Consider the following 25,020-nt stretch of genomic DNA (forward strand, 5'->3'; position numbering starts at 1 on the left):
TTTCTTCGGAATCATCCTGCCGGCGGCGCTCACGCTTTACTGGGTGATCGGAAATATCATTTCTCTTATCCAAAATATGGTAATTTATCGCCCTTGGGAAAAGAAAGAGGGGCAGCCTGTCAAATCAGGAGGGATGAAAAAGTGAAACGGGTGACGCAAAGCGGCGCAACTTCGGAAGAAGCGGTTGCTGCCGCCCTTGAACAGCTTGGCGCAAGACGGGATCAGGTGACTGTCCGGGTCATTGCGGAAGGGAAAAAAGGGTTTTTTGGCATCGGTGCCCGGCCGGCCGCTGTGGAAGTCACATTGAATGAAGAAGCGGTCCTTGAAACGGCTGAACCGGTTTCTGAAAAACCGGCTGAACCGTCCAAGCCGGCAGAAGCGGTCCCTGAGCACCGGGAGCCGGCCGAACAGCCGCAAAGCACGGCATCCGGGACGGATAGAGCCGTCCGGGAAACGGAAGACTATATCCGCCGGATTGCCCATGAAATGGCTGTAGATGATCTGGAAATCCATACGAAACGGAACGGCAAACATATCCATATGCGGCTTGAAAGCGATAAAGCCGCCCTGCTGATCGGCAAACGGGGGCAGACTCTGAATGCGATCCAGCAGCTCGCACAGCTCGTCCTTAACAAGCAGTCGAAGCAGTTTCTCTTAGTGCGGCTGGACGCGGAGGATTACAGGGAGCGGCGGCAGGAGACACTTGAGCAGCTGGCGGATAAGATGGCGGATAAAGCGGTCAGGACCGGCCGCACCGTACGTCTGGAGCCGATGCCGCCTCATGAGCGAAAAGTGATCCATCAGGCGCTGTCCACCAGAATCGACATCGAAACCCATTCCGAAGGGAAAGAGCCGAAGCGTTATCTCGTCATAGAACCGCTGAAATAATCAAAGCTTGCCGGGAGGCAGGCTTTTTTTTGTCCTCTTTGCCTCATTCCAGATTTTCAGGTTCCTGCGACTGCCAGCGCTTCCGCTGATTCGGCAAGCTTTCGTTTTGCTTTCCAGTATGCTATTCTAAAGCGTCAGGAAAGATGCAGAAGTGAGTTGTCCACATGTGGACAACTTTTTTATCAAGGAGGAACACAAATGGAGTTCGATACGATTGCTGCGATATCCACACCTTCAGGAGAAGGCGCCATTGCCATCGTCAGACTGAGCGGCCCGGAAGCCGTTCAAATCGCTGACAGACTGTTCAGCGCACCAGGCGGCAAACAGCTCGGCGATCAAAAATCCCATACTATCCATTATGGAAATATCATAGATCCTGGAACCGGGGAACTTGCGGAGGAAGTCATGGTTTCGCTCATGAAGGCGCCCAAGACATTCACCCGGGAAGATGTTGTCGAAATAAATTGCCATGGCGGGCTTGTTTCAGTGAATCGGGTCCTGACCCTCGCACTGGAGGCAGGCGCCCGCCTCGCTGAACCAGGCGAATTCACGAAACGGGCATTCCTGAACGGCCGGATCGACTTATCGCAGGCCGAAGCAGTCATGGATTTGATCCGTTCCAAGACCGACCGTGCGATGAACGTGGCGCTGAATCAAATGGATGGGCGCTTATCGCGGCTGATCGGAACGCTCCGTCAGACCCTTCTTGAAACCTTAGCCCAAGTGGAAGTGAATATCGATTATCCGGAATACGATGATGTGGAAGAAATGACGGTCCCGCTGATGCTCGAAAAAACCCGATGGGTCCAGTCAGAGATCGAGCGGCTTCTTGAAACCTCCCAGCAGGGGAAAATTCTCCGCGAGGGGCTATCGACTGTCATCGTCGGCAAACCGAATGTCGGCAAATCGTCGCTTCTGAACAGCCTGGTCCAGGAAAACAAAGCGATCGTGACGGAAATCGCCGGAACCACCCGGGATATCATCGAGGAATATGTCAACGTCCGGGGCGTGCCGCTCCGGCTTGTGGATACAGCCGGTATCCGGGAAACGGAAGATATTGTTGAACGGATCGGTGTGGAGAGGTCCCGCAAAGTGCTTCAGGAAGCCGATCTTATTCTGTTTGTCCTCAGCGGCGCGGAAAAACTGACGGCAGAAGATGAGAAAATGATGGAAACACTGGCGGGAATGGATGTAATCACCGTAGTCAATAAAACCGATCTGCCGCAGGCGATCGATTTGGAACGGGTCAGGGCATTTGCCGGCAGCGGCCGCCTTGTGACGACGTCGCTTTTGAAAGACGAAGGCGTCGATCAGCTTGAACAGGCCATCGCCGATCTGTTCTTTGAAGGTTCCGTCAGTACCGGAGATATGACCTACGTCTCCAACGCCCGCCATATTTCGCTTCTCCGGCAGGCACACAACACGATTTCAGACGCCATGGCGGCTGCCGAAAGCGGAGTGCCGGTGGATATGGTCCAGATCGATGTTGTTCGCACCTGGGAGATCCTCGGCGAAATCGTGGGCGATACGGTTCAGGAAAGCTTGATCAACCAGCTGTTTTCACAGTTCTGTCTTGGAAAATAAAACAAAGAGAGGATGAACGGACATGCCGAATTTTGAAGCAGGCACGTTCGATGTAATCGTCATCGGGGCAGGCCATGCAGGGACTGAAGCCGGTCTTGCATCCGCCCGGATGGGGGCAAATACACTCGTTTTAACCATGAATCTCGATATGATCGCCTTTATGCCGTGCAATCCGTCGGTCGGAGGTCCTGCAAAAGGGATCGTCGTCCGTGAAATCGACGCACTCGGCGGCGCTATGGGCCGTGTCATCGATAAAACCCATATTCAGATGCGGATGCTCAATACGGCAAAAGGACCGGCTGTGCGGGCGCTGCGGGCGCAGGCGGACAAAGTGCTCTATCAGCAGGAAATGAAACGGCTGATGGAAGAGCAGGAGAACTTGACCCTTCATCAGGGAGTTGTGGAAGAACTCCTCATCGAAGATGGAAAAGTGAAGGGGCTGGTTACGCAGGCAGGCGCCATTTACCGCTCGAAATCAGTCGTTGTCACGACCGGGACATTCCTCCGGGGGGAGATCGTGATCGGCGATCTCCGTTACTCCAGCGGACCGAACAACCAGCAGCCCTCAGTGAAGCTTGCTGAAAACCTTCAAGAACTCGGATTTGAAATGGTCAGGTTCAAAACAGGCACACCGCCGCGTATAAACAGCCGGACCATCGATTACAGTAAAACCGAGATCCAGCCAGGTGACGACGTGCCGCGCGCGTTCAGTTATGAGACGACGGAATTCATCATGGATCAGCTGCCTTGCTGGCTCACTTACACGAATGAGCACACACACCGCCTGATCGACGAGAATCTCCATCTGTCGCCGATGTATTCCGGCATGATTAAAGGGACCGGCCCGCGTTATTGCCCTTCCATCGAGGATAAAATCGTCCGGTTCAATGACAAGCCCCGTCATCAGATTTTCCTTGAACCTGAAGGACGCAATACCCGGGAAGTCTACGTACAGGGCTTATCGACCAGTCTGCCGGAACACGTGCAGCGGAAAATGCTCGAGACGATCCCCGGCCTTGAAAAGGCGGAAATGATGCGTGCAGGCTATGCCATCGAATATGACGCCATTGTCCCGACGCAGCTTTGGCCGACACTTGAAACAAAACAGATCGAGAACTTGTATACAGCAGGACAGATCAACGGCACTTCGGGTTACGAAGAAGCCGCTGGACAAGGACTGATGGCAGGAATCAACGCGGCCGCGAAAGTCCTGGGAAGGGAAGAGGTCATTCTGAGCCGGTCCGATGCGTATATCGGTGTCCTGATTGACGACCTCGTCACCAAAGGGACCAATGAACCTTACCGGCTGCTGACGTCCCGTGCCGAGTACCGGCTGCTGCTTCGCCATGACAATGCGGATATGCGATTGACGGAAATCGGCTACAAACTCGGTATGATCCATGAAGAGCGGTTCGAAGCGTTCAAAAAGAAGGAAGCAGCGATTGACCGGGAGATCGCCAGGCTGAAAAAGCTGATCATCAAACCTTCGGAAGACGTACAGGAACTGATCCGTGCAGCAGGCGGAACCGAACTGAAAGACGGCATCCGTGCAGCGGATCTGCTGAAGCGTCCGGAAATGACGTACAGCCATATTGAACAGCTTGTCCCTTCGGAGGCAAGACTGACAGAAGAAGAGAAAGAACAGGCTGAAATCCAGATCAAGTATGAAGGATATATTGCAAAATCCCTCCAGCAAGTCGAGAAGCTGAAAAAGATGGAGGACAAACGGATTCCGGAAGACATCGATTACAGTGCAATATCAGGACTGGCGACTGAAGCCCGATCCAAGCTGGCGGAAGTAAGACCGCTCAGCATTGCGCAGGCGTCCCGGATTTCAGGCGTGAATCCGGCTGACATTTCGATTCTGCTGGTGTATATTGAACAGGGAAGAATTGCGAAAGTGGCTGTCCGATGAACAGGAACAGCGATACTGCCTGGAAAGGCTGGATTCGTCCAGCCTTTTTTATTTGGACCAGAACTTGGGGAGGGAATTGAAGTGAACGAACAGGAATTCCGGTCTGCACTGAATGAACAGGGAATCGAATTGACAGAAGTACAGTTAGCACAGTTCCGGATTTACTTCCAGGAGCTGATCGAATGGAATAAAAAAATGAACTTGACGGCCATTACGGATGAGCCGTCCGTTTATTTGAAGCATTTTTATGACTCTTTGACCGCGGCATTCTACCTGGATTTCAGCAGCATTCAAACCATTTGCGATGTCGGGTCAGGCGCGGGCTTTCCAAGCATTCCGCTCAAGATCTGCTATCCGCACCTGCAGGTGACCATCATCGATTCTTTGAACAAGCGTATCCAGTTCCTGAATCACCTGAAGGACCGTCTGGAACTTGAAGGAGTCAGCTTGGTTCATTCGAGGGCAGAAGACTTCGGTCAGTCGGACAAGCGGGAAAGCTTCGATCTTGTGACAGCCCGGGCGGTCGCGCGTCTTCCTGTGCTGGCAGAGCTGTGTGTGCCGCTTGTGAAACAGGGAGGCATTTTCGCCGCGATGAAAGCGGCGTCGGCCACTGATGAACTCGAAGATGCGAAACCGGCTCTCGACAAGCTCGGCGCCGGATATGAAAAGACCCATTCATTCAGGCTGCCGGCAGAAGAAAGTGACCGGCACATACAGATTTTCCGTAAGGTCGGCCGGACACCGAAAAAGTATCCGCGTAAAGCGGGGACGCCCAATAAGTCGCCAATTTCTTAAAAATGTTCCACGTGGAACAATCCGGACAGCAAGTTTTGGAATGTTTCACGTGAAACATTCCTTTTTCATGACAAAACACTGCGGGAATTTGATAAAATATAACTTGCTGGTGTTTTTGTACATACAGTGAGGCATGTACTGAGGAAAACAGATAGAATTTTTGAGGAAGAAAGTAGGTGCGGCAGTGGGAAGAACGATTGCAATCGCCAACCAGAAAGGCGGGGTGGGCAAGACGACGACTTCGGTCAATTTGAGTGCGAGTCTGGCTTATCTCGGGAAAAAGGTATTACTGATTGATATAGATCCGCAGGGCAACGCGACAAGCGGGGTAGGAATCAACAAAGGGGATGTCGAGCAGTGCATTTACGACGTGCTGATCGATGATGCTGACGTTGCCTCGGTCATCATGGAAACCAAAGTTGAAAATCTTCACATCATACCGGCGACAATCGCCCTGGCAGGGGCGGAAATCGAACTGGTTTCGACCATCTCACGGGAAGTGCGCCTGAAGCATGCGCTTCAAAGCATACAAAAACACTATGATTATGTCCTGATCGATTGTCCGCCGTCACTCGGTCTGCTGACCATCAATTCATTGACCGCTTCAGACGCCATCGTCATCCCTGTCCAGTGTGAATACTATGCACTGGAAGGCCTGAGCCAGCTGCTGAGCACCATCCGGCTCGTCCAGAAGCACTTGAATGATGAACTGGTGATTGACGGGGTGCTCTTGACGATGTTCGATGCTCGGACAAATCTCGGTAATCAGGTCATCGAAGAAGTGAAGAAATATTTTCAGGATAAAGTGTATAAGACGATCATTCCCCGGAATATCCGGCTGAGCGAGGCGCCAAGCCATGGAGAACCTATCATCATTTATGATCCTAAATCACGCGGCGCGGAAGTGTATTTAGAATTGGCGAAGGAAGTGATCAGCAATGGCTAAAGGGCTGGGGAAAGGCCTGAATGCATTGTTTCCGGGAGAGTCTCTTGATAAGAGTGAAAGTGTCGAATTGATCAATGTCCGGCTGCTGCGGCCGAATCCGTTTCAGCCGAGAAAAATATTCGACGATACCGCTCTCCAGGAATTGTCGGATTCCATCAAAGAACACGGGGTGCTGCAGCCGATCGTCGTAAGAGGGAAAGAAAAAAACTTTGAGATCGTAGTCGGGGAACGACGTTTCAGGGCCGCCAAAATGGCAAATCTTGCGGAAATCCCAGCGATCGTCAAAGAACTGACCGACCAGCAAATGATGGAGCTTGCCATTCTCGAGAATCTCCAGCGCGAGGATCTGACACCTATCGAAGAAGCTGAAGCGTATCAAAAATTGATGGAAACGCTCAGCCTTACACAGGAACAGCTGGCGTTCCGGCTCGGCAAAAGCCGCCCGCACATTGCTAACCATCTAAGACTGCTCGCGCTTCCCGAAAGTGTCCGGTCGCTCATATCCGACAGGCAGCTTTCAATGGGGCACGGAAGAGCTCTCTTAGGACTGAAACGCAAGAAAATGATTCCGGAACTGGCTGAAAAAACAGTGAAGGACGGGCTGAATGTCCGGCAGCTGGAAACGCTTGTCCAGCGGCTGAATGATAATGTTCCACGTGAAACAAAAGATATCAAACAGGATTTGTTCGTGGCTGAAAAAGAAGCGGAACTGAGAGATTATTTCGGGACGAATGTGCAGATCAAGAAAACTAAAAACAAGGGAAAGATCGAAATCGAGTTTTTTTCCGAAGAAGATCTGGAGCGGATTCTCGATTTGCTGGATTGAAGACGTGACAGCGGATCAGGGGGAAGCGGGGTAGGTCGATGGTTCTTTTAGGAGCATTTGTCAACGCGGTTTGCATTGTATTCGGAACATTGTTAGGGCGGGCGCTTCGCAATATCCCCGATAAGATGAAAGAGACTGTCCTGCAGGGAATCGGTATTGCCATTATCGCTCTCGGCCTGCAAATGGGCTTTGAAAGCAGCAATTTTGTCATCGTTATCATCAGCCTCGTTTTCGGCACCGTCCTGGGGGAATGGTGGGACCTGGACCGGCTGCTGAATAACACCGGAAAATTCATCGAACGCAAGCTCGGTACGAAGGAAAATCAGGGAAGCCTTGCACAAGGCTTTGTGACAGCGACGCTCATATTCGTGATCGGCGCGATGGGTGTGATCGGTTCTCTTGAGAGCGGGCTTACAGGAGAGCATAAAATCCTTTATTCCAAAGGAGTGATCGACGGTTTTACTTCCATCGTCCTGGCCTCGACACTCGGGATCGGTGTCCTGCTGTCAGCTGTTCCTGTTTTTGTGTACCAAGGGTTCATTGCATTGTTCGCGACACAGATCAAAACCATTGTCCCTGAAGATGCGCTGGATCTGTTCGTAGGTGAAATGACGGCGACAGGAGGGCTTATGATCGTGGCGATCGGTCTGAACCTGCTCGGTCTGATGAAGGTGAGAGTGGCGAATATGCTCCCGGGCATTCTGGTGACTGCAGTCATCGTCACCGTCCTGTACCAGATGGGGTTTGTGTAAAGAGGAGGAAAGAAACGAAATACTATGAGCAATGATGTGAGTGAAGTAGCAGAAAAAGCGGCTGAAACGGCGAAAGCCGAAACGGAAGAAACGCTGAATCTCATCGCTGACATAAGAGAACTCCTTGTCAGTGAAGATACGTGGATTTTCCTCGGAATTATTGCGTTAAAAGTTTTGCTGATTGTTCTTATTTCAGTCATCGCAGTGAAAATCCTGCGGACGATCGTCCGCCGTGTGCTGGCTATCCAACTGAAGGGGCCGCTGCACACGACGGACCGAAGGCAGCGGACACTGGTCAAGCTGCTGGAAAATGTCGTCGCCTATGTCGTCTATTTTGCGGCAATCCTGGCGATTCTTTCGACATTCCAAGTCGATACCGCCGGTCTGCTGGCCGGTGCCGGTGTTGTTGGTCTGGCAGTCGGATTCGGCGCACAGAGCTTGGTGAAAGACATCATCACCGGATTTTTCATCATTTTCGAAGATCAATTTTCGGTCGGTGATTTTGTCCGGGCTGGCACAGCGGAAGGGACGGTAGAAGAAATCGGACTCCGCACCACAAAAATCAAGGCGTTCACAGGGGAACTGTTCATTTTGCCGAACGGATCGATCGTTGACATTACAAACTTTTCGGTCAATAATTCCATTGCCGTCGTCGATATCAGCATCGCTTATGAATCGGATATCGCAAAAGCTGAGAAGCTGATTCAAGGATTCCTTGAGAATCTTCCGGAGAATTACGATAAAGTCGTAAAACCGCCGGAATTGCTGGGAGTCCAGATGCTTGGAGCTTCGGAAGTGGTGCTTCGGGTAACCGCTGAAACCTTGCCGATGGAGCATTTCGCGGTTTCCAGGAATTTGCGTCGGGATCTGAAGATTTTCCTGGATAGCCATGGCATCGAAATCCCTTATCCTCGGATGGTGACAATCCAGCGGTCCCCTGAAGATTCGGAATCTCCGAAGGAACAGCAGGAGGAAGAGTGAGAGGGGCGGAAGAAGCATGGAAATGAAAGAATTCGGATTAAATGATGTGGTCGAAATGAAAAAGGGCCATCCATGTGGCGCCAATGCTTGGAAAATCATCCGGATGGGCGCGGATATCCGGATCAAGTGTGAAGGGTGCGGACGCAGCATCATGCTGCCGCGCCCGGAATTCAGCAAAAAAATGAAAAAAGTACTGGTAAAAGCGGACGCGGAATGACCACTAGTGGACATTTCCGCGTTTCATTTTTATAATGAACAAGTTGCAGAGAAGAGAAAGGGCGTGAAGCCATATGGCATTAACAGCAGGAATCGTCGGACTTCCGAACGTCGGAAAGTCGACACTGTTTAACGCAATCACAAAAGCGGGGGCGGAATCCGCCAACTACCCGTTTTGTACAATAGACCCGAACGTCGGCATCGTCGAAGTGCCGGATGAGCGTTTACAGAAACTTACCGAACTCGTCCAGCCGAAGAAAACCATTCCGACAGCCTTTGAATTCACAGACATTGCCGGGATTGTGAAAGGCGCCAGCAAAGGGGAGGGGCTGGGCAACAAGTTCCTGTCCCATATCCGTGAAGTGGATGCGATCGTCCAAGTTGTCCGTTGCTTTGCGGATGAGAACATTACACACGTTTCCGGGAAAGTGGATCCGATTTCAGATATCGAAGTCATCAATCTGGAGCTGATCCTTGCCGATATGGAAAGCGTGGACAAACGGCTGGCCCGTGTTTCGAAGATGGTGAAGTCGAAGGATAAAGAAGCGATGGCGGAAGAGCCGGTGCTGCTGAAACTAAAAGAGGCTTTCGAAAATGAGAAACCGGCACGTTCAGTGGAACTGACGGACGATGAGAGACACATCGCGAAGAATTTCCACCTGCTTACAATAAAACCGATGCTGTACGTGGCGAATGTATCGGAAGAAGAAATTGCGGACCCGAGCGACAACGAATATGTCGCAAAAGTACGGGAATTCGCGGAAGGCGATAATGCGGAAGTGGTCGTTGTCTGTGCCAAGATCGAGGAAGAGATGGCAGAGCTTGACGACGAAGAAAAAGAAATGTTCCTGGAAGAGCTTGGCATTAAAGAAGCGGGGTTGGATCAGCTCATCCGGGCAACTTACCAACTGCTTGGTCTCGCCACGTATTTCACTGCAGGAGAGCAGGAAGTGCGTGCCTGGACATTCCGGAAGGGGATGAAGGCACCGCAATGCGCGGGGATCATCCACTCTGATTTCGAACGCGGATTCATCCGGGCAGAGACTGTGGCGTACGAAGATTTAGTGGAGGCCGGGTCGATGGGCCGCGCGAAAGAGGCCGGCCGAGTAAGACAGGAAGGAAAAGAATATGTCGTGAAAGACGGGGATGTCATGCTGTTCCGTTTTAACGTCTGACAGCAAAGGCGGATGCAGCGGGGCTGCGTCCGTCTTTTTGAGAGGTGATGAATGATGAACGTGTTTGTTTACGGAACGCTGAAACAGGGCGGGATGTATCATGCTTATCTTAAAGGCGCAAAGCTCATTGAAAAAGATGCTCTTGCCTCAGGAACTTTATATGATACCGGTTTCGGTTATCCGGCTATGACAGCAGGGGAAGATGGAACCGTGGCGGGGGAAGTGTATGAAGTGCCGGATGAGTTATGGGCGGGTCTCGATGAAGTGGAGGACTGTACGGGGAGTCCGGATGACCTGTATGAAAAAATCACAGCGGAAGTGAAATCACCGTCAGGATCGCATCAGGCAGTCATCTATGTCGCAAAAAAAGAAAACCTGCTTCGCCAGCGGATTGAAAACGGAATCTGGATCAACCGATAATCCGGATCAGACTGCAGACGGAACCAACAAACCGGTTCCGTCTGCAGTTTTTCATTCATCCGGATAATCATCGTACACGTAGAGCTTCGGTTCCGTCTTGTCATCCATCACCCAGGCGGAAGTTTTTACATTCCTCAGTCCCCGGTACATGGAAAAATCCCCGATTGCGCCCGCGATCAGTATCGCACTCAGCAGGACGAGTACTTGATTTGGAAGAGTGAAGCCGATGATTCCGGGCAGCACGCCGGTCATCCAGAAAGGGAGAAGGAGCGCTTTCCGCATCGCCCCGATACGCAGCGGCCGCTCAGTAGTGGCATACGCCACACCCATTTTCAGATTCAGTCCGTAAGCGAGCGATGAAAGCGGGACGCGCCCGAACACGACAAACCCGATTAGGTGGAAGAGCTCGTGCAGAACAATCAGCAGGACATAACCGACGATGAACAGCCCAATGCCGCTCCATGAAAAATTGAAAGTCAGTGGTTCTGTAAAAAAATGGTATAAGAAAGCGAAAAGGACCAGGAGTCCGGCATTCCACCACATGCCGGTCCTCATGAGCTTTTCAATATTGAGGGAAATCACTCTGGCAGGTTCCATCGCATTCACCTCCTTCATTCTGATTATACGCTGGATTTTTAGGTTGCACAGATGGTTGTAAAGTGTTAAAATGTATTGATGTGAGTAATGCAACTGAATTGCTCCTTGCCCGCTCCAAGAGAGTAGGGCCACAGTCCATGAGGAGGTGACAACAGATGAGAAAGTACGAACTTATGTACATCATTCAGCCACAGATTGAAGATGAAGCGAAAAAAGCGCTTGTTGAGCGTTTTGATGAAATCCTCACTTCAAATGGTGCTGAAATCATCGAGTCGAAAGAGTGGGGTAAACGCCGCCTGGCTTACGAGATCAACGACTTCCGCGAAGGTTATTACCATATCGTGAAAGCTAACGCTGATACCCGTGCCATCGACGAGTACACACGTCTTGCGAATATCAACGAAGATATCATTCGCCATATCGCTGTACGCGAAGAAGAGTAATAGAACGAGTCGGACCAATTTGTCTTGGGGGAGGTTGAATTCTGATGATTAATCGGGTTGTCCTTGTCGGGAGACTGACGAAAGATCCGGAGCTCCGCTATACACCGAATGGCGTAGCTGCCTGTAATTTCACGCTTGCTGTGAACCGGACATTTTCGAATGCGCAAGGTGAGCGGGAAGCGGATTTCATTAATTGTGTGACGTGGCGGAAACAAGCCGAAAACACGGCAAATTTCCTGAAGAAGGGAAGCCTTGCCGGTGTTGAAGGGCGCATACAGACACGGAACTATGAAAACAGCGAAGGCAAACGCGTATACGTGACGGAAGTCGTCGCTGACAGCGTCCAGTTCCTGGAGCCGAAAAATGCGAATCAGGACCGCTCGCAAAGCCCGGCTTACGGAGCACCGAGCCAGCCGTCTTATCAGCAGAACCAATCACCGCGCCAAGGAAATCAAGGGAATCAAGGGAATTATACACGTGTGGACGATGATCCGTTCGCCAATAACGGCCCGATCGAAGTATCGGATGACGATCTGCCGTTCTGATCATCTGCCGGCGCTGAACTGAAATAACCACAAGGGAGGTTTTCGATTATGGCACCACGTCGCGGAGGACGCAAACGGAAAAAGGTTTGCTATTTCACTTCTAACAATATCACGCACATCGATTACAAAGATGTCGATCTGCTGAGAAAGTTCATCTCTGAGCGCGGGAAAATCCTGCCACGCCGAGTGACAGGCACAAGCGCAAAATGGCAGCGCAAGCTGACAGTCGCAATCAAGCGCGCGCGCATCATGGGTCTTCTTCCGTTCGTAGCGGAAGAAAGATAAACGGTTTACATTCCGAAAATAAGAAGGGCTTCTGCTGGGGCAGAGGCTCTTTTTTTGTGCGCTCACAGTAAAGGATCCGGGGTTTTAATGGCCGGCAAGGAGGAACATATGTTCTTTTAAGGCGCCGGCTTTTTTGTTCGAGATTCCCAATCGTGGTACAATGACACGGATGAAATAAAATGGGAAGAAGGTTGGCTGACGCAGTATCATGATGAATAATCGCACGAAAAAAATCACCCACGGCGCGATGATGGCAGCCGTGTTTGTTGTCCTGACAGCCGCATCTGTCTATGTCCCTGTCCTGAATATCGTGTCGGCGCTGTTCCTGCCGGTGCCGATTGCGTGGTACAGCGCAACTTATGGCGCCAGAGCGTCGGCACTTTTTGCCGCGGCGGCTGCATTGCTGACGTTCGTGGTCGGCGGTATAGCGGCTCTTCCGCTCGCGCTGCTGTTTATTCCGTTCGGCTTGGCCGTCGGTCTGTCCATACATGCAAAGAAAAGCAAGCTCTTCTTGTTCATGTCAGCGGCCATGGCGCTTCTTATTGCCACGCTGGTCGAGTATGCAGGCGCAATGCTCCTTTTGGAGATAAACTTCCTGATGGAACCGATTGACCGGCTCCGGGAAGCGGGAGAAGCGATCGGCAGCCGGTCTGAAGAGCTGGGCGGCCTGCCGGAAGGATACGGCGCCTGGCTGGCCGATACTGTACACACGCTGGAGATGATGCTCCCTTCAGCTTTCATCCTGTCAGTCTTCCTGCTGGCCTGGCTCCTGCTGCTGGCTGATTTGCCGATTCTCGGCCGAATGGGGCTGAATGTGCCGAAGTTCCCGCCATTCCGGGGAATGAAACTGCCGAAAAGCATTTTGTGGTATTATTTAGTCGTACTGCTGTCGCCATACCTCTTTAATTTTGAAGAAGGTACACTGGCCTACTCAGCAGTGCTGAATGCATCTGTGATCCTGCAGGTCCTGCTGTTCCTGCAGGGTGTGTCATTTTATCACTATTATATCCACCAGCAGGGCTGGCCGAAGTGGTCGGCGGTTCTTGCCACTTTCCTCGCAGTCCCGCTGGCCGGCTTTACAGGAATTGTCGGCATCATCGACCTGGGATTCAATATCCGGGGACTTGTGAAGCAGGCGGACGAATCTAAACGGAAATAAGGAGCTGAAAGGAATGTCGGATTTCTTAAAGAAACGGAGCCTCCGGTATCCGCTTCTTGCGTTATTCCTCACAGGGATTGCCGCAGCGATGCTGCTGTCGGTCTGGTCCGAGTGGCTGGCGTTCTTTTTTCTCATACTGTTCGCTGCAGCCTTCACTGCCGCCTGGTATGCGGAAGAAAAAATGTACAAGGATACAGAGAGACGGATCGAACTGTTATCGTACCGGATGAAACGGGTAGGGGAAGAAGCGCTGCTCGAGATGCCGGTCGGGATTGTGCTTGTCAATGAAGACTTCGAAATAGAATGGGCGAATCCGTACATTACGGAACAGCTCGATTTGGATTCACTGATCGGCACGTCGCTTTTTTCGATTTCGGATGAATTCCATACATTAGTTAAATCTGAGAACATTACGGAGCTGTCAGTGGCACTGAACGGCAGGAAGTACCGGGTCGTCTATAAGACGGACGACCGCCTGCTTTACCTGTTCGATATAACCGAACAGGTGGAGATCGAAAAACTCTATCAGGCAGACCGCACAGTGCTGGGCATTCTGTTCATTGATAATTACGACGAGCTTGCCCAAGGAATGGACGATCAGATGCGGAGCAGGCTGAATAGCCTGGTCACGTCGCTTGTGAATAACTGGGGCGCCAAGTACGGCATTTTCGTGAAGCGCGTCTCAGCGGACCGTTTTATGGCGGTATTCAACGAGTCGATTTTAAAGGACCTCGAACAGACGAAGTTTGCGATTCTGGATGAAATCCGCGACCTGACTTCCAAAGAGAATATGGCGCTGACACTGTCCATCGGCGTCGGAGCCGGATCGGATTCCCTCGTGGAACTCGGCGAATTGGCCCAGTCCGGTCTCGATCTCGTTCTCGGACGCGGCGGCGACCAGGTCGCCATTAAGCAGCCCAGCGGAAAAGTCCGCTTCTATGGAGGCAAGACGAATCCTGTCGAAAAGCGGACCCGTGTGCGGGCGCGGGTCATTTCCCATGCACTCCGCGACCTTATCCAAGAGAGTGACCAAGTGTTTATCATGGGTCATAAACTTCCGGATATGGACGCGATCGGAGCAGCCGTGGGAGTGGCGAAGATGGCGGCGATGAACGGAGTCGAAGGGCATGTGGTCATCGATTTCGATAATTACGACCGCAGTGTCATGCGGCTCATGGATGAAATCGAACGGGATCCGGATCTTTTCGGCAAGTTCATGTCATCGGATGATGCGCTTCAGGCCATGACCGAGAATTCCCTGCTTGTCATTGTGGATACGCACAAGCCTTCCATGGTCATTGATGAGCGGCTGCTGAACCGGATGGAAAAGATCGTCGTGATCGACCATCACCGGCGGGGTGAGGAATTCATCACGAATACATTGCTCGTCTATATGGAGCCGTACGCTTCTTCCACATCTGAACTTGTGACAGAGCTGATCGAATACCAGCCGAAACAGGAAAAGTTGACGATGCTGGAAGCCACGGCGATGCTCGCCGGCATCATCGTCGATACGAAAAGTTTTACATTGCGGACAGGAGCGCGCACGTTTGAAGCAGCCTCCCATTTCCGGGCGAATGGTGCGGATACGGTCCTTGTGCAGCGGCTCCTGAAGGAAGATCTGGATACGTACGTGGAACGGGCGAAGATCGTCCAGACGGTGGAATTCGCCGGTGACAGCATCGCCATCGCCAGGGGGGAAGAAGGCCGGACTTATAATCCGGTCCTGATCGCGCAGACTGCGGACATCCTGCTGACCTTGAAAGGGGTCGGGGCATCGTTCGTCGTCGCTCCGAGAGACGAGAATACGGTCGGCATCAGCGCCCGGTCACTGGGCGATACGAACGTCCAGCTTATCATGGAAGAACTGGGAGGCGGCGGCCATCTGACGAATGCGGCGGTTCAGCTGCAGGGTGTGACAGTCGAAGAAGCGGTCGCACGTCTGAAGCAGGCGATACAGAACCTTACAGAAGGAGGACCAGAAGAACAATGAAAGTGATATTTCTGAAAGACGTAAAAGGAAAAGGCAAAAAAGGCGAAGTAAAGAATGTGGCAGACGGGTATGCACACAATTACCTGCTGAAAAATAACCTGGCGGTTGAAGCGAACCAGTCGGCTGTGAGCCAGCTGGAAGGCCAGAAGAAAAAAGAGCAGAAAGAAGCCGCCCAGGAACTCCAGGACGCCAAGGACCTGAAAGCGCAGCTGGAAAAACTGACAGTCGAACTGACTGCTAAATCCGGGGAAGGCGGCCGGCTCTTCGGCTCCATCACAACGAAACAGATTGCAAAGGAACTTGAAAAATCGGACGGCATTAAAATCGACAAACGGAAAATGGAATTGGATGATGCGATCCGGACGCTCGGTTATACGGATGTCCCGGTCAAGCTTCACCCCGAAGTGACGGCCACACTGAAAGTACACGTCACCGAAGAGGCGTAGGGAGGAAAAAGTGAATGAACGAAGCCATCGACCGCGTTCCGCCGCATAATCATGAGGCGGAGCAATCGGTCATCGGGGCGGTTTTCCTGGAGCCGCAGGCACTGATCACAGTAGCGGAGATTGTCATGCCGGACGACTTTTACCGGCTGGCCCACCAAAAGATTTTCAGTACCATGCTGGCATTGAATGACCGGGGAAAAGCGATCGACGTTATTACGGTCACAGAAGAGCTTTCTGCCAAGAAGGAACTTGAGGATGTCGGCGGTGTTTCTTATCTGACGGAAATAGCCAATTCGGTGCCTACTGCTGCCAACGTCGTACATTATGCGAACATTGTGGAAGAAAAGGCGCTGCTGCGCCGGCTGATCCGCACGGCTACATCCATCGTGGAGGACGGATTCACACGCGAAGATGAAGTGGAAGCGCTTCTGTCAGAAGCGGAAAAACGGATGATGGAAGTTTCCAGCCGCAAAAACGCCGGTGATTTCAAGCACATCAAGGATGTACTTGTCCGGACATATGACAACATCGAACTCCTCCATACCCGAAAAGGAGATGTAACCGGAATCCCGACCGGATTCCGCGACCTCGACCGGATCACGGCCGGATTCCAGCGCAACGACCTGATTATCGTCGCTGCCCGGCCGTCGGTCGGTAAGACAGCATTCGCGCTCAACGTCGCCCAGAACGTGGCGACGAAGACGGACGAGAACGTGGCCATCTTTTCACTGGAGATGGGGGCGGAACAGCTCGTCATGCGGATGCTCTGTGCCGAAGGCAACATTGACGCGCAAGTCCTGCGGACAGGGGCTCTTCAAAACGAGGACTGGCGCAAGCTGACGATGGCGATGGGCAGCCTATCGAATTCAGGCATCTTCATTGATGATACGCCCGGCGTCCGGATCAATGAAATCCGCGCCAAATGCCGGCGCCTGAAGCAGGAGCATGGACTCGGTATGATTCTGATCGATTACTTGCAGCTGATCCAGGGCAACGGACGGCCGGGGGAAAACCGGCAGCAGGAAGTATCGGAAATCTCCCGCTCGCTGAAAGCACTGGCGCGTGAACTTGAAGTTCCGGTCATTGCCCTGTCCCAGCTTTCACGGGGTGTTGAACAGCGGCAGGACAAGCGGCCGATGATGTCGGACCTGCGGGAATCCGGATCGATCGAGCAGGACGCGGACATTGTGTCGTTTCTGTACCGGGAAGATTACTATGACAAAGAGACGGAAGACCAGAACATGATCGAGATCATCATCGCAAAACAGCGGAATGGCCCGGTCGGCACCGTCAAATTGGCATTCGTTAAAGAGTACAATAAATTCGTCACTATCGACTGGAGCCAGCACGAATCTGCACCGGCGTAGACGAAGGAAAAAGCGGCGGAATGAAAAACCATCTGCTGAATTAAATTCTTAAAACACGAACGATTCCTTTTTTGATTCAGGAATTAGTTCGTGTTTTTTCGGATTCAGCATTGACTGCATTCAGAATACACTGCTACAATAAAGCTGTTTGAGACAGGGCGAGAGCCTGACGGAGGTGCTCCAATTGACATCAGTGGTAGTAGTGGGAACGCAATGGGGAGACGAAGGTAAAGGCAAAATCACGGATTTTCTTTCTGAGCATGCGGAAGTGATCGCGCGCTATCAGGGAGGCAACAATGCAGGACATACCATCATATTCGGCGGTGAAACATATAAACTTCATCTTATCCCATCCGGAATTTTTTACGGGCAGAAGACGTCGGTGATCGGCAACGGCATGGTCATCGATCCGAAAGCGCTCGTCAAGGAACTGAAAGGTCTCCACGAGCGGGGGGTGCCGACAGACAATCTTCGGATTTCGAACCGGGCGCATGTCATCCTGCCTTACCATATCCGGCAGGATGAAGCGGAAGAAGCGCGGAGAGGGGCCAATAAAATCGGCACGACGGGCAAAGGAATCGGACCCGCCTACATGGACAAGGCCGCCCGTACCGGCATCCGGATCGCCGACCTCCTGGATTGGGAAGTGTTCGAAGAAAAACTCGGGCATAACCTTGCTGAAAAAAACAGGATGTTCGAGCGGATGTATGAAACAGAAGGGTTCCGGACCGAAGAGATTCTGGATGAATACTACGCATACGGGCAGGAGATCGAGCGTTATGTGACAGACACTTCGAAAGTGCTGAATGATGCGCTCGATGATGGCCGCAGAGTGCTGTTCGAAGGAGCGCAGGGAGTCATGCTTGACATCGACCAGGGGACGTATCCGTTCGTCACTTCGTCGAATCCGGTCGCCGGGGGCGTAACCATCGGCGCGGGGGTCGGTCCGACCGCCATCTCACATGTCGTGGGCGTCTGTAAGGCTTATACATCACGGGTCGGGGACGGACCATTTCCGACGGAACTGTTCGACGAGACCGGTGACCGCATCCGGGAAGTCGGCAAAGAGTATGGCACGACGACCGGCCGGCCGCGGCGTATCGGCTGGTTTGACAGCGTAGTGGTCCGGCATGCCCGTCGCGTAAGCGGTCTGACCGATCTGACGGTGAATTCAATCGATGTGCTCACAGGGCTGGAAACCGTGAAAATCTGTACGGCCTACAGGCTGAACGGCGAACTGATAACCGAGTATCCGGCAAACCTGCGGCTCCTGGCACAATGTGAACCGGTGTACGAAGAAATGCCGGGCTGGCAGGAAGATGTCACCGGCTGCCGATCGCTTGACGAACTGCCGGCTGCCGCACGCCACTATTTAGAACGGATTTCCCAGCTGACCGGCGTACCGCTGTCCATCTTCTCGGTCGGACCGGACCGAAATCAGACGAATATTGTAACGAGCGTATGGAGATGAGCGAATAATTTTTATCCGATGGCCCGGAAAGGTGAAACTTTCCGGGTTTTTGTGCGGGAAAGAATGGATATAAACATGATATGATTATATAATCCTCAAAGGGACCCTTTAATAAAATAAAGGCAAAAGTCCCGAAGACGATAGCTTCGAAAAGAACCAGCGATAAAAAAATCAGATGATTCCGTGACTTACTACATAACGATGAATGGAGTTTTAGAATTTGTGCGGATTTACAGGATTTATTGGCAAAACAGGTAACGCTTCGGCAGTGCTGGAGCAGATGATGGACAGGATCATACACCGCGGGCCGGATTCTTCCGGTTCGTTTACGGAAGATGAAGCGGCGCTCGGTTTCCGGCGGCTGAGCATCATTGATCTCGAAGCAGGCCACCAGCCGCTTTATAATGAGGATGAATCATTCGTCCTTATTTTCAACGGCGAAATCTATAATTTCATGGAACTGCGGGAAGAGCTGATCGGGAAAGGACATATTTTCAAGACGCATACAGACAGCGAAGTGCTGATCCACGGTTACGAAGAGTACGGAGAAGCACTGGTGGGCCGGCTTCGCGGCATGTTTGCATTCGTCATCTGGGACCGGAAAGCGAAGAAGCTTTTTGCTGCCCGGGATATGTTCGGCATCAAGCCGTTTTACTACGCCCGCATGAACGGCACTTTGCTGTTCGGCTCGGAGATCAAGAGTTTCCTGCCGCACCCGCATTTCGAGAAGGAATTGAACGAACAGGCGCTGAAACCGTATTTGACATTCCAGTTCCCGGTGCTGAACGAGACCTTTTTTAAAGGCGTCTACAAGCTGCCGGCAGCGCATTACATGACTTATGAAAACGGCGAACTGGATATCGTCCGGTACTGGACGCCGGAATTCAAGCCGGAACAGCAGCCCCTCGAAGAAGTTGTGGAAGAAATCGACCAGGTCGTGCGGGAATCGATCCGCGCCCACCAGATCAGTGATGTAAAGGTCGGTTCATTCCTGTCGAGCGGTGTCGATTCCAGCTATGTGGCTTCTGTACTCCAGCCGAATAAAACCTTTACGGTGGGATTCAGCGACCGTAATTTCTCGGAAATCGACAATGCGAAAGCGCTGTCGGATGAGCTCGGCATTGAAAATGTCAGCGAAGTGCTCGATTCGGATCTGTGTTTTGAAAAACTGGATGAAATCCAGTACATGATGGATGAACCGCATTCGAACCCGTCGATCGTCCCGCTTTACTTCCTCGCGGAACTGGCACGCCGTGATGTGACGGTCGTCCTGTCCGGTGAAGGGGCGGATGAACTGTTCGGCGGCTATGCCGAATACGATGAGACGCCGGCATTGAAGAAATACAAAAAGCTGCCTTCCGCGCTGCGGAAACCGCTCGGCGGGATTGCGCAGGCGCTGCCCGAAATGAGGGGCAAGAACCTGATGATCAAAGGCGGCCGTCCAGTGGAAGACTGGTTTATCGGCCAGGCGAAAATTTTTCAGGAAAAGGAAGCCGCGGATATCCTGAAAGGGCCATACCGGAAAGGCCCGGCAGTGAAGGAAATCGTCAGTCCTTATTATGAAAAGGTCGGACATGAAGACGATATCACAAAGATGCAGTATTTAGACCTTCATCTGTGGCTCGTCGATGATATCCTGCTGAAAGCGGATAAAATGAGTATGGCCCATTCCATTGAACTCCGGGTCCCGTTCCTGGACCGCCGGGTGATGGAGGTGGCGGCGAAAGTGCCGTCCCCTTACCGGGTGAATGACATCGACACGAAGTACGCGTTCCGGCTGGCCGCGCGCCGTGCGCTGCCGGAAGCTTCGGCAAACCGTAAAAAAATCGGGTTCCCGGTGCCGATCCGTCACTGGATCCGCGAAGAAAAGTATTACCGGAAGATCGAGGAAATGTTCCGGAGCCCCGAGGCCGCCCAGTTCTTCGACCAGGAGGAGATCCTCGGTCTGCTGGAAGCGCATTACGAAGAGAAAGCGAACAACGCGAGAAAAGTCTGGACCGTATTCATGTTCCTCGTCTGGTACAAAAAGTATTTCGGTTAACAGACCGGACTGCCGGAGCACCGGAGAATTGCATAGGCAGCACTTCGGGCGTATAATAAAAAAAGGATAATTCTAGTATTAATAAGACCGGCAGAAGCCGGTCTTTTCATTATGCCTGCCCCGTGGGAGTGAAAGTGCGGGAATAGAGGAATAATGATAAAATGAAACAGACAGGCAGAAGGTACTGCCAGTGAATGAAGGCAAAACAGATGGGGGAGAAAGGCGATGAGCAAAACCATTCTAGTAGTGGATGACGAAAAGCCGATAGCGGATATTCTTCAGTTCAATTTGAAAAAAGAAGGTTTCAATGTGGTGTGCGCGTATGACGGGGACGAAGCAGTCCGGCTGGCAGGCGAAGTCGTGCCGGATCTGATGCTGCTCGATATCATGCTGCCGAATCGCGACGGCATGGAAGTCTGCCGGGAAATCCGCAAAAAGTACGATTTTCCGATCATCATGCTGACCGCGAAAGATTCGGAGATCGACAAAGTGCTCGGCCTCGAGCTGGGTGCGGATGACTACGTCACGAAACCGTTCTCGACGCGTGAACTTGTCGCCAGGGTGAAAGCGAATCTCCGGCGCCAGGATGCAGTGCCGGCGGAAGAGGAAGCGCCGGCTTCCAACGACATCGTGATCGGGTCACTGACAATTCAGCCGGATGCTTATCTCGTGCTGAAACGGGACGAGACGATTGAATTGACACACCGGGAATTCGAACTGCTCCACTACCTCGGAAAACATACCGGGCAAGTGATGACACGGGAGCATTTGCTTCAGACGGTATGGGGATACGACTATTTTGGCGATGTGCGGACTGTCGATGTCACCATTCGCCGGCTGCGTGAAAAAATCGAAGACAACCCGAGCCATCCGGCCTGGATCGTGACACGCCGGGGCGTCGGCTACTATTTGCGCAATCCTGAGCAGGAGTAAACGGAATGCAGAAAGTCAATTTCTTCAACTCGATCCACGTGAAAGTGGTTCTGATCTATATTTTGCTCATCCTGATCGCGATCCAAGTGATCGGGCTGTATTTTGCCCGTGAGCTTGAAAGGGAAATGGTCGATAACTTCCAAAGTTCCATCAAAGACCGGGTCGGACTCGTCGAATTCAACGTGCTTGAAGAAATCATGAGAACGCGGGATGAAGATGATCCGACCATCGCCCAGAGCCTGGACGACGTGCTGGAAGGACTGAACTCTGAAGACATCATTGAAATGCGGATCATCGATTCGAATTACCGCATCCTCGCTTCTTCCGAAAACGAATCGATTGTCGGCCAGCGTTCGGCGGACGACCTCGTCCGCGATGCCATCATGGCCGGTACGCCCTTCCAGGAAATATTCGTGGATGAGGCCGAGGGCGACAGGGTCTGGGTATATGCGCAGCCTTACTCGAACCAGGAAGGGGTCGCAGGCGCCATTTACGTCAGTGCGGACATCGAAGGGGAAGTTTACGATACGATGAGCGAGATCAACCAGATCCTCGCCGTCGCAACCGCCGTTGCGCTACTGATTACGGCGGTGCTTGGAGTCCTCATCGCCCAGACGATTTCCCGGCCGATAGCTGACATGCGGAAGCAGGCGCTGACGATGGCAAAAGGGAACTTCTCCCGGAAGGTTAAGATCTACAGTGATGATGAAATCGGGCAGTTGGCGAAAGCGTTCAACAATCTGACGAACCGCCTCCAGGAATCACAGCAGTCGACGGAAAGTGAACGCCGGAAACTGGCGTCGGTCCTGTCGAATATGACAGATGGGGTGTTGTCGACAGACCGCCGGGGACGGATCAACCTGATCAACAACACGGCGCTGATGCTGCTGAATGTTCCACGTGAAACGGTGCTTGGCCGGCCGGTGACGGAAGTGCTGTCGCTCGATGATGAGTACTCATTCGAAGATCTTATCCACATGAAGGAAGCGCTGAACCTCGATTTCAGCACTGCCGAAAAAAACGCCGTACTCCGGACCAGTTTTTCCGTAATCCAGAAAGAGACAGGTTTCGTCAACGGCCTGATCGCGGTACTGCATGATAACACCGAGCAGGAGAGAATCGACATGGAGCGCCGGGAATTCGTCGCTAACGTCTCCCATGAACTCCGGACGCCGCTCACGACGATGCGGAGCTATTTGGAAGCACTTGCGGAAGGGGCTTGGGAAGATAAAGACATCGCCCCTATGTTCCTCAATGTGACCCAGACAGAGACCGAGCGGATGATCAGGCTCGTGAACGACCTTCTTCAGCTTTCGAAAATGGACGCTGCCGAGTCCGAACTGAATAAAGAAGTAGTGGAGTTCAACCGGTTCTTCAATCGGATCATCGACCGCTTTGAAATGTCGAAGTCCCAAAAAGTCAGTTTTAAACGAAACTTACCGAACCAGCCTTATTTTGTTGAAATCGATACGGATAAAATGACTCAAGTGATCGATAATATCATTTCGAATGCGCTGAAATATTCGCCAGAGGGCGGAATAGTGCGTTTCGATGTGACGATCCAGAATGAAGACCTGATTGTCCGGATCGCCGATCAGGGAATGGGGATTCCGAAAGAGAACGTGGAGCGGATTTTCGAACGGTTTTATCGGGTGGATCGCGCCCGCTCTCGCGCTATGGGCGGAACCGGTCTGGGTCTTGCCATCGCAAAAGAAATGATCAAGTTCCACGGCGGCAACATCTGGGCGGAGAGCAGAGAAGGCAAAGGCACCTCCATCTTCTTCACGCTGCCGCTCGAAACGGACGATGGGGGGGAATGGGAATGAGATATGTCGAGCAGATCAAATCGGTCGTTCTGCTGCTGCTCGTCTTTCTGAGCATATTCCTGACGTTCACCGTCTGGACATACAAACCCCCTTTTAAAGTCGTGGAAACGCCAGAAATTACAGCCCAACAGCAAATTGCGGAAAAGCGGACGCTCGAAGAGGTAGTAAAGCCGCTGAAAGTCCTTTTCCATTTTGATGAAGTGACGACGGGGACGATCGATGCCGAAGAAATCAGCTTTATCCGTTCGGCCATGCGGGAATGGGTCATCCGTGATGTGACTCTCCTATCCGAAGCGATCCCCGAGGGTCAGCTGACAGATCTCCTTTCGAGCGAAAACAGCACCGTTCTGCAGTATGCCGCGCCTGTCCCGCTACCGGTGTTCGACGCGTATATGCAATTCGATCTGGATTCAAGTGTGCCGGAAGCCGCATTCGACCGGATTGTCATCGACTGGGACAGCCTGGCTGAGGGAAACCCGCCGCTGTATTTTATTGATACCGCTTCCCGCAGGGTTTATACCGCCGCGATCGGTACGGCGGAACTCCAAAGCTTCCAGGACAGGGCAGTTGCCGTAGCTGCGGATTATCCGGTATATGCCTTGGCGGAAGGAATCGGGAAGTGGCCGGTGTACGTCCCGACCGAACCGATCAGCCTGCCTGTCTATTCCTTCTTTTCAGAAGAAATGTATGCGCAGTTCGAGTCGGTCCTGACAGAGATCGATGAAGAATCAGGAGATGGTCTTACAGGGTTTACGAGCGTGAACGAGGAAATGAAGAGCTTCAGTTATATCCAGCCGGAAACAGTCACCTCAGACCCGGCAATCATGTCGGACTTGGTGTTCAATACACTGGATTTTCTTAACGAGCATGGCGGTTGGACGGACGATTACCGCTATTTCGCCATCGATCCGCTCAATCAGTATATCCGGTACCAGATGTTCGTCGGCGGCCTGCCGGTCTTCAGTGATGAGCTGTCGACAAGGATTGAACAGTGGTGGGGGAATACAGGAATTTATAATTATTACCGGCCGTACTTTGAACTCGATGTTCCCGTGACGGCGGAAATGACGGAAGTCCGGCTGATGGCCGGAACGGAGGCCGTTGAATTGCTGACAGAGGTTGAAGGACTGGAGCGGGACGAGGTTCTGAACCTGCTGCCGGCTTACCAGCTGGAAGTCAACAGTGATGAGCGGCTGCTTGAACTCACACCTGCCTGGTATTATCAGACGGGAAGCTCATGGTTCCCGCTGATCCAGGAAGAACAGGAAGGGGGCGTGCAGCTTGGATTGGAGTAAGACGAAAACGATTTTTATCATCGTTTTTGCCATCCTGAACTTGTTTTTGTATACTCTTTATCTGGAGAAATTCACGCGGGCGCAAAGTTACCAGCCGCTCGATGAAGCGACGCCGGAAGAA

Annotated in this window: 24 protein-coding genes and 1 pseudogene; 24 read left to right on the forward strand and 1 reads right to left on the reverse strand. The window is 52.2% G+C overall.

Annotated features, from left to right (window positions below; genetic code table 11):
- The 12 genes and pseudogenes from CCE92_RS16175 to CCE92_RS04025 form a co-directional block, all read left to right on the forward strand.
- Positions 1 to 145, forward strand: a pseudogene (locus CCE92_RS16175) (OxaA precursor); the annotation flags it as partial.
- Positions 142 to 888: an RNA-binding cell elongation regulator Jag/EloR gene (gene jag / locus CCE92_RS03975; RefSeq protein WP_088006228.1), complete on the forward strand. Its 747-nt coding sequence runs from the start codon at positions 142 to 144 to the stop codon at positions 886 to 888. The pseudogene CCE92_RS16175 and the gene jag, both read left to right, overlap by 4 nt.
- A 198-nt stretch (positions 889 to 1,086) precedes the next feature.
- Positions 1,087 to 2,472 (forward strand): tRNA uridine-5-carboxymethylaminomethyl(34) synthesis GTPase MnmE, encoded by a 1,386-nt coding sequence (mnmE, locus tag CCE92_RS03980; protein ID WP_088006229.1) that lies wholly within the window; start codon positions 1,087 to 1,089, stop codon positions 2,470 to 2,472.
- Between the two features lie 22 nt (positions 2,473 to 2,494).
- Positions 2,495 to 4,387, forward strand: a complete 1,893-nt coding sequence (gene mnmG, locus CCE92_RS03985) for a tRNA uridine-5-carboxymethylaminomethyl(34) synthesis enzyme MnmG (protein WP_088006230.1) — start codon at positions 2,495 to 2,497, stop codon at positions 4,385 to 4,387.
- A gap of 81 nt (positions 4,388 to 4,468) precedes the next feature.
- Complete coding sequence (gene rsmG, locus CCE92_RS03990) at positions 4,469 to 5,182, forward strand: 16S rRNA (guanine(527)-N(7))-methyltransferase RsmG (protein WP_088006231.1); 714 nt, start codon at positions 4,469 to 4,471, stop codon at positions 5,180 to 5,182.
- Positions 5,183 to 5,366: 184 nt separating this feature from the next.
- On the forward strand, positions 5,367 to 6,128 hold the full coding sequence (locus tag CCE92_RS03995; protein WP_088006232.1) for a ParA family protein: 762 nt from the start codon (positions 5,367 to 5,369) through the stop codon (positions 6,126 to 6,128).
- The gene (locus CCE92_RS04000) at positions 6,121 to 6,954 is read left to right on the forward strand and encodes a ParB/RepB/Spo0J family partition protein (protein WP_088006233.1); all 834 of its coding nucleotides are present in this window, start codon (positions 6,121 to 6,123) and stop codon (positions 6,952 to 6,954) included. Before CCE92_RS03995 ends, CCE92_RS04000 begins: the two co-directional genes overlap by 8 nt.
- A gap of 38 nt (positions 6,955 to 6,992) precedes the next feature.
- Entirely contained in the window at positions 6,993 to 7,706 is a 714-nt protein-coding gene (locus tag CCE92_RS04005) for a DUF554 domain-containing protein (protein ID WP_088006234.1), read from the forward strand.
- Positions 7,707 to 7,742: 36 nt separating this feature from the next.
- Positions 7,743 to 8,687: a mechanosensitive ion channel family protein gene (locus CCE92_RS04010; protein WP_338152455.1), complete on the forward strand. Its 945-nt coding sequence runs from the start codon at positions 7,743 to 7,745 to the stop codon at positions 8,685 to 8,687.
- A 16-nt stretch (positions 8,688 to 8,703) separates the two neighbouring features.
- Positions 8,704 to 8,904, forward strand: a complete 201-nt coding sequence (locus CCE92_RS04015; protein ID WP_088006236.1) for a DUF951 domain-containing protein — start codon at positions 8,704 to 8,706, stop codon at positions 8,902 to 8,904.
- Between the two features lie 73 nt (positions 8,905 to 8,977).
- Positions 8,978 to 10,078, forward strand: coding sequence for a redox-regulated ATPase YchF (ychF, locus tag CCE92_RS04020; protein WP_088006237.1), 1,101 nt, complete (start codon positions 8,978 to 8,980; stop codon positions 10,076 to 10,078).
- Positions 10,079 to 10,129: 51 nt separating this feature from the next.
- Positions 10,130 to 10,498, forward strand: a complete 369-nt coding sequence (locus CCE92_RS04025; RefSeq protein WP_241535865.1) for a gamma-glutamylcyclotransferase family protein — start codon at positions 10,130 to 10,132, stop codon at positions 10,496 to 10,498.
- A gap of 51 nt (positions 10,499 to 10,549) precedes the next feature.
- Here the strand turns inward: CCE92_RS04025 and CCE92_RS04030 are convergent, their stop codons facing one another.
- The gene (locus tag CCE92_RS04030) at positions 10,550 to 11,095 is read right to left on the reverse strand and encodes a DUF3267 domain-containing protein (protein WP_088006239.1); all 546 of its coding nucleotides are present in this window, start codon (positions 11,093 to 11,095) and stop codon (positions 10,550 to 10,552) included.
- A gap of 155 nt (positions 11,096 to 11,250) precedes the next feature.
- Here CCE92_RS04030 and rpsF point away from each other — a divergent pair, with 155 nt between their 5' ends.
- The 12 genes from rpsF to CCE92_RS04090 all read left to right on the forward strand — a co-directional run bounded on the left by rpsF (position 11,251) and on the right by CCE92_RS04090 (position 24,899).
- Positions 11,251 to 11,538: a 30S ribosomal protein S6 gene (gene rpsF / locus CCE92_RS04035; RefSeq protein WP_088006240.1), complete on the forward strand. Its 288-nt coding sequence runs from the start codon at positions 11,251 to 11,253 to the stop codon at positions 11,536 to 11,538.
- Between the two features lie 44 nt (positions 11,539 to 11,582).
- Complete coding sequence (ssb, locus tag CCE92_RS04040; RefSeq protein WP_088006241.1) at positions 11,583 to 12,083, forward strand: single-stranded DNA-binding protein; 501 nt, start codon at positions 11,583 to 11,585, stop codon at positions 12,081 to 12,083.
- A 45-nt stretch (positions 12,084 to 12,128) separates the two neighbouring features.
- Positions 12,129 to 12,368, forward strand: a complete 240-nt coding sequence (gene rpsR, locus CCE92_RS04045) for a 30S ribosomal protein S18 (protein WP_175578064.1) — start codon at positions 12,129 to 12,131, stop codon at positions 12,366 to 12,368.
- A gap of 208 nt (positions 12,369 to 12,576) precedes the next feature.
- Positions 12,577 to 13,527 carry a YybS family protein gene (locus CCE92_RS04050; protein WP_088006243.1) on the forward strand — a complete coding sequence of 317 codons (951 nt, stop codon included), beginning with the start codon at positions 12,577 to 12,579 and terminating at the stop codon, positions 13,525 to 13,527.
- Between the two features lie 13 nt (positions 13,528 to 13,540).
- Positions 13,541 to 15,520, forward strand: a complete 1,980-nt coding sequence (locus CCE92_RS04055) for a DHH family phosphoesterase (protein ID WP_088006244.1) — start codon at positions 13,541 to 13,543, stop codon at positions 15,518 to 15,520.
- On the forward strand, positions 15,517 to 15,966 hold the full coding sequence (gene rplI / locus CCE92_RS04060) for a 50S ribosomal protein L9 (protein ID WP_088006245.1): 450 nt from the start codon (positions 15,517 to 15,519) through the stop codon (positions 15,964 to 15,966). Before CCE92_RS04055 ends, rplI begins: the two co-directional genes overlap by 4 nt.
- Before the next feature lie 14 nt (positions 15,967 to 15,980).
- Positions 15,981 to 17,333 carry a replicative DNA helicase gene (dnaB, locus tag CCE92_RS04065; RefSeq protein ID WP_088006246.1) on the forward strand — a complete coding sequence of 451 codons (1,353 nt, stop codon included), beginning with the start codon at positions 15,981 to 15,983 and terminating at the stop codon, positions 17,331 to 17,333.
- Positions 17,334 to 17,517: 184 nt separating this feature from the next.
- On the forward strand, positions 17,518 to 18,804 hold the full coding sequence (locus CCE92_RS04070; protein ID WP_088006247.1) for an adenylosuccinate synthase: 1,287 nt from the start codon (positions 17,518 to 17,520) through the stop codon (positions 18,802 to 18,804).
- A gap of 220 nt (positions 18,805 to 19,024) precedes the next feature.
- The gene (gene asnB / locus CCE92_RS04075) at positions 19,025 to 20,845 is read left to right on the forward strand and encodes an asparagine synthase (glutamine-hydrolyzing) (protein WP_088006248.1); all 1,821 of its coding nucleotides are present in this window, start codon (positions 19,025 to 19,027) and stop codon (positions 20,843 to 20,845) included.
- A 225-nt stretch (positions 20,846 to 21,070) separates the two neighbouring features.
- Positions 21,071 to 21,778, forward strand: coding sequence for a cell wall metabolism response regulator VicR (gene vicR, locus CCE92_RS04080; RefSeq protein WP_088006249.1), 708 nt, complete (start codon positions 21,071 to 21,073; stop codon positions 21,776 to 21,778).
- Between the two features lie 5 nt (positions 21,779 to 21,783).
- Positions 21,784 to 23,604: a cell wall metabolism sensor histidine kinase WalK gene (gene walK, locus CCE92_RS04085; protein WP_088006250.1), complete on the forward strand. Its 1,821-nt coding sequence runs from the start codon at positions 21,784 to 21,786 to the stop codon at positions 23,602 to 23,604.
- Positions 23,601 to 24,899: a YycH family regulatory protein gene (locus CCE92_RS04090; RefSeq protein WP_162287807.1), complete on the forward strand. Its 1,299-nt coding sequence runs from the start codon at positions 23,601 to 23,603 to the stop codon at positions 24,897 to 24,899. The genes walK and CCE92_RS04090 overlap by 4 nt, the downstream gene beginning before the upstream one ends.
- Positions 24,900 to 25,020 lie beyond the last annotated feature (121 nt).

Source organism: Indiicoccus explosivorum, assembly GCF_002167005.1.
Taxonomy (GTDB): Bacteria; Bacillota; Bacilli; order Bacillales_A; family Planococcaceae; genus Indiicoccus; species Indiicoccus explosivorum.